This is a genomic window from Mesorhizobium sp. M0145 (assembly GCF_040322355.1).
Lineage (GTDB): Bacteria > Pseudomonadota > Alphaproteobacteria > Rhizobiales > Rhizobiaceae > Mesorhizobium.
The window spans coordinates 894,212-909,049 of sequence record NZ_JAMYTK010000001.1 but is presented as its reverse complement, the minus strand read 5'-3'; the positions used below and the strand labels follow the sequence as shown (position 1 = coordinate 909,049).

The 14,838-nt window shown below is 61.5% G+C and carries 17 protein-coding genes, 1 other RNA gene and 1 pseudogene; 10 read left to right on the top strand and 9 right to left on the bottom strand.

The genetic code is table 11. From position 1 onward, the window contains the following. Positions 1-2: 2 nt before the first annotated feature. Both NKJ28_RS04630 and NKJ28_RS04625 read right to left on the bottom strand, forming a co-directional pair. Entirely contained in the window at positions 3-449 is a 447-nt protein-coding gene (locus NKJ28_RS04630; RefSeq protein WP_352634248.1) for a GNAT family N-acetyltransferase, read from the bottom strand. Between the two features lie 122 nt (positions 450-571). Continuing rightward, a pseudogene (locus tag NKJ28_RS04625) lies at positions 572-1,405 on the bottom strand (AAA family ATPase); the annotation flags it as partial. A 176-nt stretch (positions 1,406-1,581) separates the two neighbouring features. Between NKJ28_RS04625 and ssrS the strand changes: the two are divergent. The 4 genes from ssrS (at position 1,582) to NKJ28_RS04605 (ending at position 4,208) form a co-directional block, all read left to right on the top strand. Beyond that, positions 1,582-1,737: non-coding RNA, 6S RNA (ssrS, locus tag NKJ28_RS04620), on the top strand. A 142-nt stretch (positions 1,738-1,879) separates the two neighbouring features. After that, positions 1,880-2,467, top strand: coding sequence for a 5-formyltetrahydrofolate cyclo-ligase (locus tag NKJ28_RS04615; RefSeq protein WP_352634246.1), 588 nt, complete (start codon positions 1,880-1,882; stop codon positions 2,465-2,467). 81 nt (positions 2,468-2,548) lie between these two features. Next, the gene (locus tag NKJ28_RS04610; RefSeq protein WP_023678036.1) at positions 2,549-3,373 is read left to right on the top strand and encodes a TIGR00282 family metallophosphoesterase; all 825 of its coding nucleotides are present in this window, start codon (positions 2,549-2,551) and stop codon (positions 3,371-3,373) included. Positions 3,374-3,443: 70 nt separating this feature from the next. Continuing rightward, entirely contained in the window at positions 3,444-4,208 is a 765-nt protein-coding gene (locus NKJ28_RS04605) for a TerC family protein (RefSeq protein WP_352634244.1), read from the top strand. A gap of 21 nt (positions 4,209-4,229) precedes the next feature. On the opposite strand, the gene NKJ28_RS04600 is transcribed toward NKJ28_RS04605, so the two are convergent. Genes NKJ28_RS04600 through NKJ28_RS04590 form a run of 3 tightly spaced genes read right to left on the bottom strand, consistent with a single transcriptional unit; the run spans position 4,230 to position 5,589 of the window. After that, complete coding sequence (locus NKJ28_RS04600; protein ID WP_352618014.1) at positions 4,230-4,697, bottom strand: SRPBCC family protein; 468 nt, start codon at positions 4,695-4,697, stop codon at positions 4,230-4,232. Between the two features lie 29 nt (positions 4,698-4,726). After that, positions 4,727-5,089, bottom strand: a complete 363-nt coding sequence (locus NKJ28_RS04595) for a VOC family protein (protein WP_352634242.1) — start codon at positions 5,087-5,089, stop codon at positions 4,727-4,729. 17 nt (positions 5,090-5,106) lie between these two features. Beyond that, positions 5,107-5,589: an SRPBCC domain-containing protein gene (locus NKJ28_RS04590; protein ID WP_352450849.1), complete on the bottom strand. Its 483-nt coding sequence runs from the start codon at positions 5,587-5,589 to the stop codon at positions 5,107-5,109. 51 nt (positions 5,590-5,640) lie between these two features. On the opposite strand from NKJ28_RS04590, the gene NKJ28_RS04585 reads away from it, so the two are divergent. The 4 genes from NKJ28_RS04585 (at position 5,641) to NKJ28_RS04570 (ending at position 8,117) form a co-directional block, all read left to right on the top strand. After that, positions 5,641-5,964: an ArsR/SmtB family transcription factor gene (locus tag NKJ28_RS04585; protein WP_023678030.1), complete on the top strand. Its 324-nt coding sequence runs from the start codon at positions 5,641-5,643 to the stop codon at positions 5,962-5,964. A 237-nt stretch (positions 5,965-6,201) separates the two neighbouring features. Continuing rightward, positions 6,202-6,951, top strand: a complete 750-nt coding sequence (locus NKJ28_RS04580) for a YebC/PmpR family DNA-binding transcriptional regulator (protein WP_023678028.1) — start codon at positions 6,202-6,204, stop codon at positions 6,949-6,951. Positions 6,952-7,017: 66 nt separating this feature from the next. Next, complete coding sequence (locus NKJ28_RS04575; RefSeq protein WP_352574686.1) at positions 7,018-7,812, top strand: RDD family protein; 795 nt, start codon at positions 7,018-7,020, stop codon at positions 7,810-7,812. Then, a complete protein-coding gene (locus NKJ28_RS04570; protein ID WP_352574687.1) occupies positions 7,809-8,117 on the top strand; it encodes an Rdx family protein in 309 nt (102 codons plus the stop codon). The genes NKJ28_RS04575 and NKJ28_RS04570 overlap by 4 nt, the downstream gene beginning before the upstream one ends. Before the next feature lie 26 nt (positions 8,118-8,143). On the opposite strand, the gene NKJ28_RS04565 is transcribed toward NKJ28_RS04570, so the two are convergent. Both NKJ28_RS04565 and NKJ28_RS04560 read right to left on the bottom strand, forming a co-directional pair. Further along, a complete protein-coding gene (locus NKJ28_RS04565; protein ID WP_352634239.1) occupies positions 8,144-8,623 on the bottom strand; it encodes an anthrone oxygenase family protein in 480 nt (159 codons plus the stop codon). A gap of 1 nt (position 8,624) precedes the next feature. Further along, entirely contained in the window at positions 8,625-9,458 is an 834-nt protein-coding gene (locus NKJ28_RS04560; protein WP_352634237.1) for a Rossmann-fold NAD(P)-binding domain-containing protein, read from the bottom strand. Between the two features lie 112 nt (positions 9,459-9,570). Between NKJ28_RS04560 and NKJ28_RS04555 the strand changes: the two genes are divergently transcribed. Next, positions 9,571-10,212, top strand: a complete 642-nt coding sequence (locus tag NKJ28_RS04555; protein ID WP_352634235.1) for a TetR family transcriptional regulator — start codon at positions 9,571-9,573, stop codon at positions 10,210-10,212. Between the two features lie 69 nt (positions 10,213-10,281). On the opposite strand, the gene rpmE is transcribed toward NKJ28_RS04555, so the two are convergent. Beyond that, the gene (gene rpmE, locus NKJ28_RS04550; protein ID WP_006327661.1) at positions 10,282-10,503 is read right to left on the bottom strand and encodes a 50S ribosomal protein L31; all 222 of its coding nucleotides are present in this window, start codon (positions 10,501-10,503) and stop codon (positions 10,282-10,284) included. A gap of 204 nt (positions 10,504-10,707) precedes the next feature. Here rpmE and NKJ28_RS04545 point away from each other — a divergent pair, with 204 nt between their 5' ends. Then, positions 10,708-12,510 (top strand): ABC transporter transmembrane domain-containing protein, encoded by a 1,803-nt coding sequence (locus NKJ28_RS04545; protein ID WP_352634233.1) that lies wholly within the window; start codon positions 10,708-10,710, stop codon positions 12,508-12,510. 118 nt (positions 12,511-12,628) lie between these two features. On the opposite strand, the gene NKJ28_RS04540 is transcribed toward NKJ28_RS04545, so the two are convergent. Beyond that, positions 12,629-14,656, bottom strand: a complete 2,028-nt coding sequence (locus tag NKJ28_RS04540) for a DUF3857 domain-containing protein (protein ID WP_352634231.1) — start codon at positions 14,654-14,656, stop codon at positions 12,629-12,631. Positions 14,657-14,838 lie beyond the last annotated feature (182 nt).

Here is a 14,838-nt window from a genome sequence, read left to right as displayed (position 1 = left end):
GTCTACAGCAGATCGTACTCGATGAAGCCGGTCCTGCGCGCCACGTGGTCGTAGAGCTTGCGTGCGGTGGTGTTGGTCTCGTGGGTCATCCAGTAGACGTTCTTGACACCGATCTTGCCGGCTTCCTGTTTGACCGCTTCGATCAGGGCGGCGCCGACGCCCTTGCCGCGCACATCGGGGTCGGCGAACAGGTCCTGCAGATAACAGTTGTTTATCTGCGACCAGCAGGAGCGGTGGTAGAGATAGTGCGTCAGGCCGACGGCCTTGCCGTCGAGGGTGGCGATGAAACCCTTTGGCTCGAACTCGCCCGCCGTGAACAGCCGCTTCCAGGTGACGGCATAAACCGCTTCCGGCAGCTTGGTTTCGTAAAAGGTGAGATAGGCGGTCCACAGACGCCGCCAATTGGTATGGTCAGATTGCGCCAATGGGCGGACGGTGATCTCGGTCATTTCGTTTCCCTCTGAAGTCGGCAACCTGAAGCTGCCTCCGTGCCCGGCTAGAGGCAACGGTCCAGCACCGGGAAAGCGCTGTCCGGTGACTTCGTGGGCTTCCGGCCGACCGGCCCCTCACCCCTGCGTCTCGCCATGAAGGCCAGGCGCTCGAACAGATGCACGTCCTGTTCGTTCTTCAGCAAGGCGCCGTGCAGTTTCGGCAGCGCGTTCTTCGGGTCGGCGCGCAGGTCCTCGGGCGCGATGTCGTCGGCGACCAGCAGGCGGATCCAGTCGAGTGCCTCGGAGGTCGACGGCTTCTTCTTGAGGCCCGGCACGTCACGGATTTCATAGAATTGCGTGAGTGCGGCGCGCACCAGGTTCTTCTTGATGCCGGGATAGTGCACGTCGACGATTTTGTGCAGCGTCTCGACGTCGGGAAAGCGGATGTAGTGGAAGAAGCAGCGGCGCAGGAAGGCGTCCGGCAGCTCTTTTTCGTTGTTGGAGGTGATGATGACGATCGGCCGGACGGTGGCGCGAATGGTCTCGCCGGTCTCGTAGACGAAGAACTCCATCCGATCCAGTTCCTGCAACAGATCGTTGGGGAACTCGATATCGGCCTTGTCGATCTCGTCGATCAGAAGCACGACTTTCTTGCCGGCAGCAAAGGCGTCCCACAGCTTGCCGCGCTTGATGTAATTGCGGATGTCGTTGAAGCGCTCGTCGCCGAGCTGGCTGTCGCGCAGCCGCGAGACGGCATCATATTCATAGAGGCCCTGCTGCGCCCGCGTGGTCGACTTGACGTGCCATTCGATCAGATCCAGGCCGAGCGCCGCCGCCATCTGGCGGGCAAGTTCGGTCTTGCCGGTACCGGGCTCGCCCTTGACCAGCAACGGCCGCTCCAGCGCGATCGCCGCGTTGACCGCCACCATCAGATCCTTGTCGGCAACATAGGCTGCCGTGCCTTCGAAACGCATTTTTGCTCCCGGGTTCATCGCGCGACCCTAAGGACGCGGCCTTCGCTGTGCAAGGCGCTGCTGGCAAAGCGGGGATCTTGCCGGCGCGACCCTCGTCGAGCGGTTCTGCGTCGATTTAAGACTCGAAACATGCCGTCTCTCTGGCGCTTGGTCTGCCGTCTGCCTATATTGGCGGAGACGGTCTGCGCTTCCCGGCAGGAGAACATTTTCCCCGGGGCCTTAATGATCCCTAGGGAGCTGTCCCTGGGAAGACCCGTGGGTTTTCTCATACGGCGCCCACCTACTTTGTAGGTTCCCGGGATCGCTCTCTCCACCGGTTGTGTGGATCGTCACCTGTCGAAAAGGCCATGTCTGGCGGATCTTGTCGTCGCGCCGCTTTGTGCGGTGCTCTCACGAACGAAAAAGTTCGCCCCGCTCCTCCAAAACGTCGCTCGTAAAACTCCATCCAAATCTGACCTTTTCTAACGTCGGCGCATGACATCCCCAAAAGACCTGAAAAAAAATCTCCGCAACCAAGCCCTCGGGCGCCGCGACGCGCTCGATCCTTTCTGGCGGGTGGAGGCAGCACTCGAAATGGCCGAGACGGCGCGCGACCGGATCACCGTCGCGCCGGGCCAGATCGTCTCAGGCTTCTGGCCGATGCGCTCGGAAGTCGACATCCGGCCGCTGATGTTTGCCTTGCGCGAAAAGGGGGCAAGGCTCTGCCTGCCGGCCATTCTCGACAAAACCATCATCGTCTTTCGCGAACTGGTGCGCGGCGCGCCGATGGTCGACATGGGCTTCGGCACCGTCGGGCCACACGAGGAAGCCGAGGTGCTCGATCCCCAGCTGATGCTGGTGCCGCTTGCCGCCTTCGATGCGCGCGGCCACCGCATCGGCTACGGCGCCGGCTATTACGACCGGGCGATCGCGCGGCTGGCCGACAAGGGGCAGCAGCCGCGGCTGATCGGCATTGCCTTCGACTGCCAGGAGGTGGCCGTGGTGCCTGACGAGCCGCATGACGTGATCATTCCGGAAATACTCACCGAGAGCGGGTTGCGTCGCTTCGCGCCGAAATTGTAGATAAGTTCCTGGACGCATGGTCTTTTCCGAAAGTCATGCAGCTTTTTGCTTCGCTGACCTTCGGTTCGGGATCACGCTTATATGAGACTTCTCTTCCTCGGCGACATGGTCGGCAAGACAGGACGTACGGCGGTGTGGGAACAACTGCCTGGCCTGATCTCGGATTTCAAGCTCGACTTCGTCATCGTCAATGGCGAGAACGCCGCCGGCGGCTTCGGCATCACCGAGGAGATTTTTCGCGAGACGATCTCGGCCGGCGCCGATGTCGTCACCACCGGCAACCATGTCTGGGACCAGCGCGATGCGCTGATTTTCGCGCCGCGCGAGGAGCGCTTCCTGCGTCCGTCCAACTTCCCGAAAGGCACGCCGGGGCGCGGGTCCGGCGTCTACATCGCCAGGAACGGCGCGCGCGTGCTGGTCGCCAACATCATGGGCCGGGTGTTCATGCATCCCGAGCTCGACGATCCGTTCCAGGCCGGCGAGCGCGAACTTGCCGCTTGTCCGCTTGGCGAGCAGGCCGATGCGATCGTCATCGATTTCCATGCCGAGGCGACCTCGGAAAAAATGTGTTTCGCCCACTTCGTCGACGGCCGTGCCAGCCTTGTTGTCGGCACCCACACGCATCAGCCGACCGGCGATCACCAGATCCTCAATGGCGGCACCGGTTATATTTCCGATGCCGGCATGTGCGGCGATTACGATTCCTCGCTCGGCATGGACAAGGAGGAGCCGCTCAACCGGTTCTTGTCCAAGGTGCCGAAAGGCCGCTTCGAGGCGTCGACCGGACCGGCGACATTGTGCGGCGTCGGCGTCGACATTTCCGACCGTAGCGGCCTGACCGAACGGATCGCGCCGTTTCGCCGCGGCCCGCGGCTGGAGGAAACGGCTCCATCCTTCTGGTCGTGACATTGATATGGACGCTTGCAATACCCAATTGCCGGCGAAACTGCTCTAGATCGTAGAGGGGACGACCTCCATGCAGCTAGTCGAATTCCTGGCGCCGCAATTCGCCTTTGTCTCCGACCCGACGGCATGGGTCGCGCTGCTGACGCTGATCGTGCTGGAGGTCGTGCTCGGCATCGACAATCTGATCTTCATCTCGATCCTGACCAACAAATTGCCGGTAGCGCAGCGGCGCCGCGCCCGGCGGCTCGGCATATCCGCCGCGCTGGTGATGCGGCTGATCCTGCTGGCCACCATCTCGATCATCGTCCAACTGACGACGCCGATATTCACCGCCTTCGGCCACGGCTTTTCATGGCGCGACCTGATCCTGATCGCCGGCGGCCTGTTTCTCGTCTGGAAGGCGACCAAGGAAATCCACCACACGGTCGATCTCGATGATCACCAGGACACCATGATGGGCGAGACGCTGCAGCTTTCGCTGGCCGGCGCGATTTTCCAGATATTGCTGCTCGACCTCGTCTTCTCGATCGACTCGATCATCACCGCCGTCGGCATGACCGACGAAATCGCGATCATGTACATCGCGGTGATCGTGGCGGTGAGCGTGATGATGCTGGCGGCCGGGCCGCTGTCCGACTTTATCGCCAGGAACCCCAGCATCGTCATGCTGGCCCTCGGCTTCCTGCTGATGATCGGCATGACGCTGATCGCCGACGGCATGGGTTACCACGTGCCGAAAGGCTACATCTACGCCGCCATGGGCTTTTCGGCACTGGTCGAAGGGCTCAACATGCTGGCGCGGCGGCGGAAGAAGGCAAAAGGCGGCGGGCACTGAGGATGGCCCACCGCGGCTGACCTAATTCCCCGGCACACCCTTCGGATGGCGGTCGCCGATCAGGCCGAGCATCACGCCTTGCTCCAGCCACGCCTTGGCGCCGGCGAGCACCAGCGCAAAACCGCCGGTCGAGCCGATCGCCTGCTTGACCTGCTCATCGGGGCTGCCGACAAAGCCGAAATTGCGGACCTCGACAAAGGTCGTGCCGCCCGGCATCTCGGCGAAAGTCCACACTACGGTGGTCGGCGGATCGCTCCATTGCATGACGATCTTCTTGTTATCGACGATCTCACTGACATTGACCGTCGTCGAGACGCCATACATGCGCCATTCCCAACTGATTTCCTTGCCGCTGTCCAACCTGTCGCTGCCATGGGTGAACCAGAACTTCGTCGTGATCGCCGGATCGACGAAGGCTTCGAATACGTCGGCGACCGGCCTCCTTATCAGCATGCCGGCTTCGGCGGTCGGTGTTTCGCGGATTTCCATTTCGTCCTCCTTTCCACGGCGTCGCCTGTTCACCAGGCATCGGGTTCGCGCACCAGGTGAATGATGTCGGCCGGGTTGGTGATCCAGCCGCCGCGAAAGCCTTCACCCAGTGCCTCGATGGCGTCGCAGCGCACGACACCGGCCTTGGCGAGATGCTCCGCAGCGGCCGGAAAATCATCGGTGAACAGTTCCAGCCAGATCTCGGCCTGGCTCATCATCGGCGCCTCGTCGATCCACAGCCGATTGGGACCGAGTTCGAAGCCGGCGGCCGGCGGCTTGGCCGTGAATGGCTTCAGGCCGATGACGTCGCGATAGAAGGCGATCGTCGCCTGGTATTGATGCGGCGGGACCTTCATCGCGATGTTGATGCCGCCGGTGATCTTCGCGGTCATTCTTACTCCATTTGCTCTCAGATGTTGTTCTCGTTAGCCGGCTCGCCCTTCATCTCGCTGCGGTAATAGCCGTCGCGCAGATTGATGCCGTATTCGACATAGGCCTTCATGCAGGCCAGCATCTGCGACCAGCCCTCGCAATTGAGGTAGGACTTCTTCAGGCCGACCGCGTCCTCGTGCCAGCCGGTTTCGGCGATGGTGACAAAGGTGCCGCCATCGTCGAGCGGTTCGAAATTCATTTCGATGCGGGTCTTGTAGGTCGGCTTGCCGTCGGCGTCGGTGGCATCCCAGCGCAGCACGATGCGGCTGTCTTTCTTCACCTCGTCGACCTCGACCGGAACCTTGCCCCACCAGATGACGGTGGCGCCCGCCTCCAGCAGTGCGCTGGCGCCGCCGATCGTGGTGAAGTAGCCGCTGAGTTTCTTCGGATTGACGACCGCATCGAAGACTTCGGCGACGGGTTTGCCGATGCGGCCAGAAACCCTGAATCCAAGAGACATATCCACAGCTCCTTCCTTGAATGGCTCAAGGATATGTTATAGAAATATAACATGTCAAGCCAATCGCGAGACGACAATGTTTTCAAGGCGCTGGCGCATCCGCGCCGGCGCGCGTTGCTGGACCGGCTGAAGGATGCGCCGCAGACCACCGGCATGTTGTGCGATGCCTTCCCCGACATGGACCGCTGCACGGTCATGCTGCACCTGAAGGTGCTGGAGGAGGCCGACCTGGTCGTGGCGCGGCGCGAGGGGCGCGAACGCTGGAACCATCTCAACGCGCTGCCGATCAAGCACATCCACGACCGCTGGATCAGTCAATATGCCACGCACGCGATCAGCATCCTCGACCGGCTGAAATCCGATCTTGAGGGATGAAAGGTTTGCCGAAGCCTGCCGATTTTCGGATCTTGAAACCCTTGCGTACCGGCAGCAATGGCGCGGCTGGACGAATTGAGCCGATTTATCTATAAGCCGGCCATTCCGACAGCGAGCGCCGTCCGTCCGTCAGGGACGCAGCAGGACGTTCTGAAATTTTGAATTCGAGCATTTTGCAAGATGCCGGGTGGTTCACCAGGCGGCAGATGCTCTAGCCGAGAAGATGATAGGGGTGCCATGGCTGGCCATTCACAGTTCAAGAACATCATGCACCGCAAGGGCCGCCAGGATGCGGTGCGGTCGAAGATGTTTTCCAAGCTGGCGCGCGAAATCACCGTCGCCGCCAAGAGCGGCACGCCCGATCCATCGATGAACCCGCGCCTGCGCCTTGCGGTGCAGAACGCCAAGGCGGTGTCGATGCCGAAGGACAATATCCAGCGCGCCATCAACAAGGCGTCGATGGGCGATGCCGAGACCTACGAAGCCGTGCGCTACGAGGGTTACGGGCCAGGCGGCGTCGCGCTGATCGTCGAGGCGCTGACCGACAACCGCAACCGCTCGGCGTCGAATGTGCGCGCTGCCTTCACCAAGGCGGGCGGGGCGATGGGCGAGACCGGCTCGGTATCGTTCATGTGGGACCGCGTCGGCGAGATCTACTATCCGGCATCGGCCGGCAGCGCCGAGAAGGTGATGGACGCGGCGATCGAAGCCGGTGCCGACGACGTCCAGTCGGACGAGGAAGGCCACACGATCTACTGCGCTTTCGAGAATCTTGGCGAAGTGTCGAAGGCGCTGGAAGGCGCGCTCGGCGAGGCTGAATCGGTGAAGCCGATCTGGAAGCCGCAGACCAATATCGCGGTCGACGAGGAGCGGGCACAATCGCTGATGAAGCTGGTTGCGACGCTCGAGGACGACGACGACGTGCAAAGCGTCTACGCCAATTTCGAGGTCGACGAGGAGACCTTGGCAAAGCTCAGCGCGGCGTAAGTTCAGAACGCCGCGCACCGATCACGTATCTTTCTTCTAGAGCTGTCAGTTACTGATGGGGGACGGATGACTGACACTGACGAGGCTCGTTTTGCTGACGCGATGTCCTGGCCTCGCCGGGGTGACATATGGCGCCGGCTGTTCGCTTCGATCATCGACTATCTTATCGTCCTGATACCTCTTTACGCACTGGTAGCGGGTTTGTTTCTGCTGACTGACGGCGGAGTCAAAGGCAGCTTTTGGTTGAACTGGAGAATATGTCAGGCGGCTTCGTTAAACGGAGCAAGTGATCCATCACTTGCCCGTTACGATTGGCAGGTATGCAGAACGTCGCTGTTCGGTTTGACGGTCGCCGAATGGGCCCTGGGAACGGCTTCGGGCTCACAGTCTGAAGGAAATCCCTCCGTCTCATTTGATTTGGATTCGCAGGGCAATTTCCGACCGGCAGCATTGGATTTGGGTTTCCTCGAACTGGTCGTTCTCGCGTCTTATCTCCTTGTCATGGAGTTGACCTCTGGCCAGCCAATCGGCAAGCGGTTCGCGGCGCTCATAGTGCATGACCAGGATGACAAAAATAGAATCGGACTACCCGTACGAAAGGCTGTTCGGCGGCAGGGAATGAAATTTCTCGGCGCTTTGCCTATAATGGCCACAGGAGGGTGGTACGCTTTTCAGGCTTGGGGCAGCGCTCCTGGGGTCGCGCAGGACTTCTCCCAGCTGGAGATTGTCGGTGCATACGCTGCGTTGGTCTTAGTTATGGTCTGGCCGATCTGGATCGCAATATCCATAGCTCTTGGCAACGACCCGATACACGATCGATTTGCCGTAACCACAGTCCGCGCAGATGAGACCGAGACATGAGCGAACAGGCGCCCACCGTCCGCATCACCTATTGCACCCAGTGCCAGTGGCTGCTCCGGGCCGGCTGGATGGCGCAGGAACTGCTGTCCACCTTCGGCACCGATCTCGGCGAGGTGACGCTGGTGCCCGGCACCGGCGGCATCTTCACCATTTCCTGCAATGACACGCTGGTCTGGGACCGCAAGCGTGATGGCGGTTTTCCCGACGCCGCAAAGCTCAAGCAACTGGTTCGCGATGTCATCGATCCGGATCGCGATCTCGGCCATGCCGACCGCAAGGGCGATAAGTCAAAAGATCCTGCCTGAAGGCCTTTTACGCTTCCGTCCTGCATTCACCGCCACGCGAAGATGAAGCAGCCCAGCGCCACGATGGCGGTGATGGTGCGGACATGGTTCCACATCACCCAGTCCCTGAGATAGGTGGCCCACACGGCGGCGCCGTTGGCGCTTGCCGGATCGACCGCAGCCAGGGCGTTGTTGAGCGGCACGTTGAACACCATCGTCACGATCGGAGTGCCGACGACATAGATCAGGGCGCCGGCGAGAAGCCAGAACGAACCCGGTTGGCTCCAGCCGATAAGAGCGCCGGCGGCGAGGACAAGACAGACCAGCCCGGTGCCGAAAAGTGCGGTCATGAATGCCGGCGTAATCACGGTGATGTTGATCGAATTCATGGCGGCGATGCCGCCTCCGGCAGGCAAGCGGGCGAGCGCCGGCATGATAAAGTTGGAGAAGGCGAAGAAAACGCCGCCGACAACGCCTGAGCCAATGGCAGCGACGAAGGTGAGGGTGGGAAGCAGTTTCATGATCATGTCAGTTGCTCCAGATGCCGGTTGAGGCGGTTTCGGTTGCGTAGGCGGAAAAGTCCTTTGGGGCGCGGCCGAGCACGCGCTCGACGCCGTCGGTCAGCGACTCGTTGCGGCCGTCGAGGACTTCGGTGAACAGCTCGTTGAGCAGCCACGCGAACTCGGCCGGCAACTCATGCTCGGCGATGGCGGCGGTGAACTCGGCGTTTGAAATCCGCTTGAAACGAATGTCGCGGCCGGCGGCCCTGCCGATCTCGGCGACCGCGTCGGCGAAGCTCAGCAGCCGCGGCCCGGCCAACTCGTAGAGCTGGCCGATATGGCCCTGCCGGGTTAGTACGGCAAAGGCGGCCTCCGCGATATCGTCGGCATCGACGAATGGCTCACCGACATTGCCGACCGGCAACGCCACCTCGCCCTCCACCAAAGATTCGACGAGGAAGCCTTCACTGAAGTTCTGGGAAAACCAGGCGCAGCGCAGGATCGTCCAATCGGCGCATGTGGCTTTCAGCATCTCTTCGGCACGTTGCGCTTCCGTTTCGCCGCGCCCCGACAGCAGCACCAGCCGGCGCACACCACACTCCACAGCAAGACGAGAGAAGGCGCCGACCGCGTCGGCCGCGCCGGGCACCGCAAGATCAGGATAGTAGCTGATGTAGACGGCGCCGACACCATCAAGCGCGGGTTCCCAAGTGGCTTTGTTTTCCCAGTCGAAGGGTGGCGTGCCCGAGCGCGAGCCTATCCGTACCGGCAGGCCCCGCGCCGTCAGCCGCTCGGCGAGGCGACGGCCGGTCTTGCCGGTGCCGCCGAGGATCAAAGTTGGTTTCGTTATAGTAGGGTTCATGTCGATTTTCCTCAGTTTGAAAATGTGAGTAATCCTCACATTTGCAAAACGTGATAAACCCTCGTATTTTGCGAGTCAAGCCAATTTGTTGATTGTTCGTCTGGAGACAGTGATGGAAGGCTCTGCCGTATCGGATTCACAGGACGGCCAGATCGCATCGCCGCGCCGGGCGCCGAGCCAGCAGCGCAGCCGTGAGCGGGTCGAGCGCATGCTGGCTGCCGCCTCGGTGCTGATCGCCGAACAAGGCAGCGACGCCATGCGCATGGGCGAGGTGGCCGAGAGGGCCGGCGTGTCGATCGGCTCGCTCTACCAGTTCTTCCCCGACAAGAGGGCGATCATCTGGGCGCTGGCCGAACGCTACACCGCCGAAAGCCAGGCCTGCATTGCGGCAGCGCTAGCCGAGGTCAATGACGCCGAAGGCCTGCGCCGGGCATTTTCGGAACTGGTGGATATCTACTACGGAATGTTCCTGGCTGAGCCGGTGATGCGCGACATCTGGTCGGGCACGCAGGCCGACAAGGCGTTGCGCGAACTTGAGCTCGCCGACAGCCGGGCCAAGGCCGAATTCCTCACTGCGGTGCTGAAGCGGCTGCGGCCATCCGCCGATCCAGAAGCGCTCGAAACGACGGCGTTTCTCATCTGGCAGATGGGCGAGGCCACAATGCGGCTGGCGATCTCGGTCGGGCGGAAAGAGGGCGACAGGCTGGTTGCAGCCTACAAGCGGATGGCCCTGCGCGAGTTGCTCGGCGAGTAGGGCCGTATTTTCGCAACAAAAAACCCGCCACGAAGGCGGGTTTCTCGATCTGCGAAACGCCAATGCGGCTTAGAGGCCGAAGCCTTCGAAACGCTTCTTGAACTTCGACAGGCGGCCACCGCGGTCGAGCAGGGTCTGCTGGCCGCCAGTCCAGGCCGGATGAGTGGTCGGGTCGATGTCGAGGTTCATCGTATCGCCTTCCTTGCCCCAGGTCGAACGAGTCATGTATTCGGTGCCGTCGGTCATGACGACCTTGATGGTGTGGTAGTCGGGATGAATATCGGTCTTCATGGGTCTGTTCCTGGCTTGCCGGGTGCTGCCGACGGGCTAAAGCCTGCGTCGATGCGCCCCTTTTTAAAACTCGAAGCCGCAGCTATTGAGGAGCCACGGCTTCTAAAACGGTCGGCGAGCCTATACATCAGCCGGAATTGAATCACAAGGCCGCGGCAAGCGCATATTGATGGCGCAAGCCTCAAAGGGCCAAAGGAAACGGTCATGGCGAACATCAGCGGCGATGCAGACGAGCGCAGGCGCTCGCTGAAGCCGCTGCAGCGCCTGTTTCCCTACATCACCCATTACCGCAAAATGGTCATCGGCGCGATCGTCTCACTGGCCGTCGCGGCGGCGACGACGCTGGCGCTGCCGCTGGCCGTGCGGCGGATGATCGACCACGGTTTTTCCGCTTCCGATTCCAGCTTCATTGCCGAATATTTCGCCATGCTGGTGGTGATGGCCGCCGTTCTGGCGGCGGCATCGGCCAGCCGCTACTATTTCGTCATCACGCTCGGCGAGCGCGTCGTTGCCGATATCCGCCGCGATGTCTTTGCCCACGTCACAACACTGTCGCCATCCTTTTTCGACACGGCCCAGTCGGGCGAGATCGTCTCGCGGCTCGCCGCCGACACGACACAGGTCAAATCGGCCGTCGGTGCCACCGCCTCGGTGGCTTTGCGCAACGTCATCCTCGGCCTGGGCGCCGTGGCGATGATGGTCTTCACCAGCCCAAAACTGTCCGGCCTGGTCATCGCGGCCATTCCGCTAATCGTGCTGCCGCTGGTCGCCTTCGGCCGCTCGGTGCGGCGCAAGTCACGGCTGGCGCAGGATACTCTGGCCAATGCCACCGCCTACGCCAGCGAGCAGATCGGCGCGGTGCGCACCCTGCAGGCCTTCACCAACGAGAAGCTTGTAACCGGGTATTTTTCATCCGCAGTGGAAGCAGCGTTCGAAGCGGCGCGGGCCTCGATCTTTGCCCGCTCCTTTCTCACCTTCTTCGCCATCTTCATGATCTTTTCCTCGGTCGTGGCGGTGCTGTGGTTCGGTTCGCGCGACGTGCTCGACGGCACGCTGTCGCCGGGCACGCTCGGTCAATTCCTGCTCTATTCGGTGTTCGCCGCCGGCGCGCTCGGCGCCCTGTCGGAGGTCTGGGGCGAACTGTCCCAGGCAGCGGGCGCTGCCGAACGGCTGACCGAGATCTTGGCCGAGAAACCGGCGATCCAGGCGCCCGCCGATCCGAAGCCGCTGCCGGCAAAGGCGAGAGGCGCGATCAGCTTCGACGATGTCTCCTTCTCCTATCCGGCCCGGCCCGACCGCGCCGCCGTCCATGGCCTGAGCTTTCAGGTCAAACCCGGCGAGACGGTGGCGATCGTCGGGCCCTCGGGCGCCGGCAAGAGCACGGTGTTTTCGCTGCTTCTGCGCTTCTACGATCCGGAGGCCGGCAGGATCATCATCGACGGGGTCGATCTGCGCGAGGCCGATCCGGCGGCGATCCGCGCGCGCATCGCCATCGTGCCGCAGGACGTGACCATCTTTGCCGCAAGCGCGCGCGACAATATCGGCTTTGGCCGGCCTGGCGCCAGCCAGGCCGAGATCGAGGCGGCGGCGAAGGACGCGCTTGCCGACGAGTTCATCCTGAAACTCGAAAAGGGCTATGACAGCCAGGTCGGCGAGCGCGGCGTGACGCTGTCGGGCGGCCAGCGCCAGCGCGTGGCGATCGCCCGCGCCATTTTGCGCGATGCGCCCATCCTGCTGCTCGACGAGGCGACCTCGGCGCTAGATGCCGAAAGCGAGACGCTGGTGCAGACGGCGCTGGACCGGCTGATGAAGGGCCGCACCACGATCGTCATCGCCCATCGGCTGGCAACCGTGCTGAAGGCCGATCGCATCCTGGTCATGGATGGCGGCCGCATCGTCGAGGAAGGCACGCATCAGAGCCTGGTCGCCAAGGGCGGCATCTATGCGCGGCTGGCCAAGCTGCAGTTCGATACCGGGGCGAATGCTTTCAGGGGCGCGGCCGAGTAGCATCGCTCCATCCCGATGAAATCGGGATGAGGCTCCATCTTCTTGTTTGACCATGATCTTTTCCGAAAACCGGCGTCCACTTTTCGGGATCATGGTGCCCAGCGGCGGCCGAGATTCTTCAGCTACCGAAAGCTCGGCGTTTGCCGCGTCGATAGGCGATGAACAGGGGAACACCGACAAGCAACGACAACAAAAGCATGCTGGCGACGGTCTGTCGCTGCTCCTTTGCCGGATCGCTGAGCTGCACATCGGCAGGCGGCTCTTCATAGGTAAAATCGTACTGCCAGCGAACCTGGTCTGCGAGGTCATCGACGGTTTTCAGATAATCGGCAATCGCCTTGGCCGGTACTTCAGTCGCCAGCGTCTGAAAGTTCCATTCAACTTGCAATTCGGTGGGCGTGTTGGACCAGGATGCCTTGAGAGACAGATAGGGCGTCACGACGTTTTTCATCGACTCGCCGGAAAACCTCGCCTTGAGGTTGCGCACGGTCACCTTGTGGCGGCGGTAGAACTGGGGACCGAGGGAGACGGGCCCGGTTCGGTCGACGATTGTCGGGGTTGGAAGAGAGTTGTTGCCGAGATCGGCCGCGCGGATCGGGAAATTCTTTGCCAGATCGTTGGCCGCCAGCGCCTCCGCCGGCAAGCGATAACTTTCCTTCACGCTCACTATGTTGCCGTCGCGGCGATCCACGATTTCCGGCTTGGCGATGGTTTGGATGCCCGGATATTGCTTGTTGTAGTATTTCAGGTAGGCGTCCGACACCTCGCTCAGCGACCTGCTGGCGAAATTGCCGCGCATCCAATCGGCATCGGCGTCCTCATATGTCGAGAAGACCGTCAGCACGAGGGGATCGCCCGGTTTCCGCGGAAAGTCGAATTCCTCGGCGATCTGGATCGATGGGCTGGTAAGCACAGGGCTCGGCATCTTCTCCAACCCGCCGGTGCTGGAAAGCGGCAGCGCGAAGCCGTAGTCGGGCTGTGCGAGATTGTGCGCCCTGCCGCCCTGAAGATAGTTCGTGGCGTCCAGCCAATATGTCTTTGCTCCGATCCTTGCCTTGACGATGGCATGGTCGAAATCGCGGAGCGCCGGCAGATGCTGGTCCAGGGCCCGTCCCTCGTCGAGATCGGCCAAGGCGACCTCGGCAGCAATGCCAAGCCGCACAAGCGACGAAACCAGCAGCAGGGCCTTGTCCTTGCAGTCACCAAACCCGCTCAGGATGACTGTCGCGGGATCACGCGGAACGTAGGAACCGGCACCCATCGACAGGCTTACATAGCGGATCTGGTCCTGCACCAACCGCATTGCCTCGACCATCCGGTCTTCGGGCACCGGATGCCGCAGAGCGATGTCGTCGAGCTTTGCGGCAAAAGCCGAGGGAAAAACGGTCGCTGGCTTGTAATAGGGCGCAACGGCATCGACCACACTTTGCCAATTCGCGGCAGACGCGACATCGATGGAGCCCCAGCCTGGATAGGTCACGGGCAGGTTGTCCTCGACATTGACCGGTTTCGGGTTTGAGATTTCCCACAGATAGGTGATGTCCGGCCCAGTCGGGGAGATTGAGGGCTTAAGTCGGGTTCCCCTTGTCTTGATCTGGAGCGGCTGGCCCGAGGGCCAAATAATGCTTGTGCGGATAAGCGCTACCGGCTCTTCCCATTCGGTGGAGAAATTCTTGAAGAAAAGGTCCTTGCCGATCAGCGGTGTTATCTCGTAGGTCGACCCGTAGTCGACGATGTCGCCGGTGCGCACATCATCGATGTTGACATGTGCTGTCAGCCAGCCGTCGAAGACACCCTTCTCGGCGTCTCTTTCCCTGCGGAAGATGTCGAATCCGACGCCTTCCAGCCGGTCCAGAACGGCACCATCGCGGATGATGTGAAGATGGTTGAGCGTGACCTTGTGCCGGGACGGATCGAACTGCAGATCGATACTCGCGCCACGATCCAGGCCGGGACGGTCGACGATCTTATAGACGGTGCGCGAGTACTCGACATAGCCGCCGGCGCGATGCTTGATCTGGTCGTCCGAGAGCAGCCATGAAACGCCATTCTTGATTTGATCCGATCGGGTGGGATCGGCAACCGGAATATCAAGCTGCTTTACCCAGCTTTCTGCCGGACCCTTGAGAACCATGTCGTCGGACATGGCCGGAGAACTCAGGCCGATCAATAAGATCAAAAATACCAAGCGGGGCCAGAAAGACTTCATCCTATGAAAACTGTAACAGACAGACATCTACGCTCGCCCAACTTGGAAGAACTCCTTTTTCAGAGGCTTTCCCACCAAAGTAAAGGCCAGTTTCGCGGATTTCTGCAGTCACCGCGGCA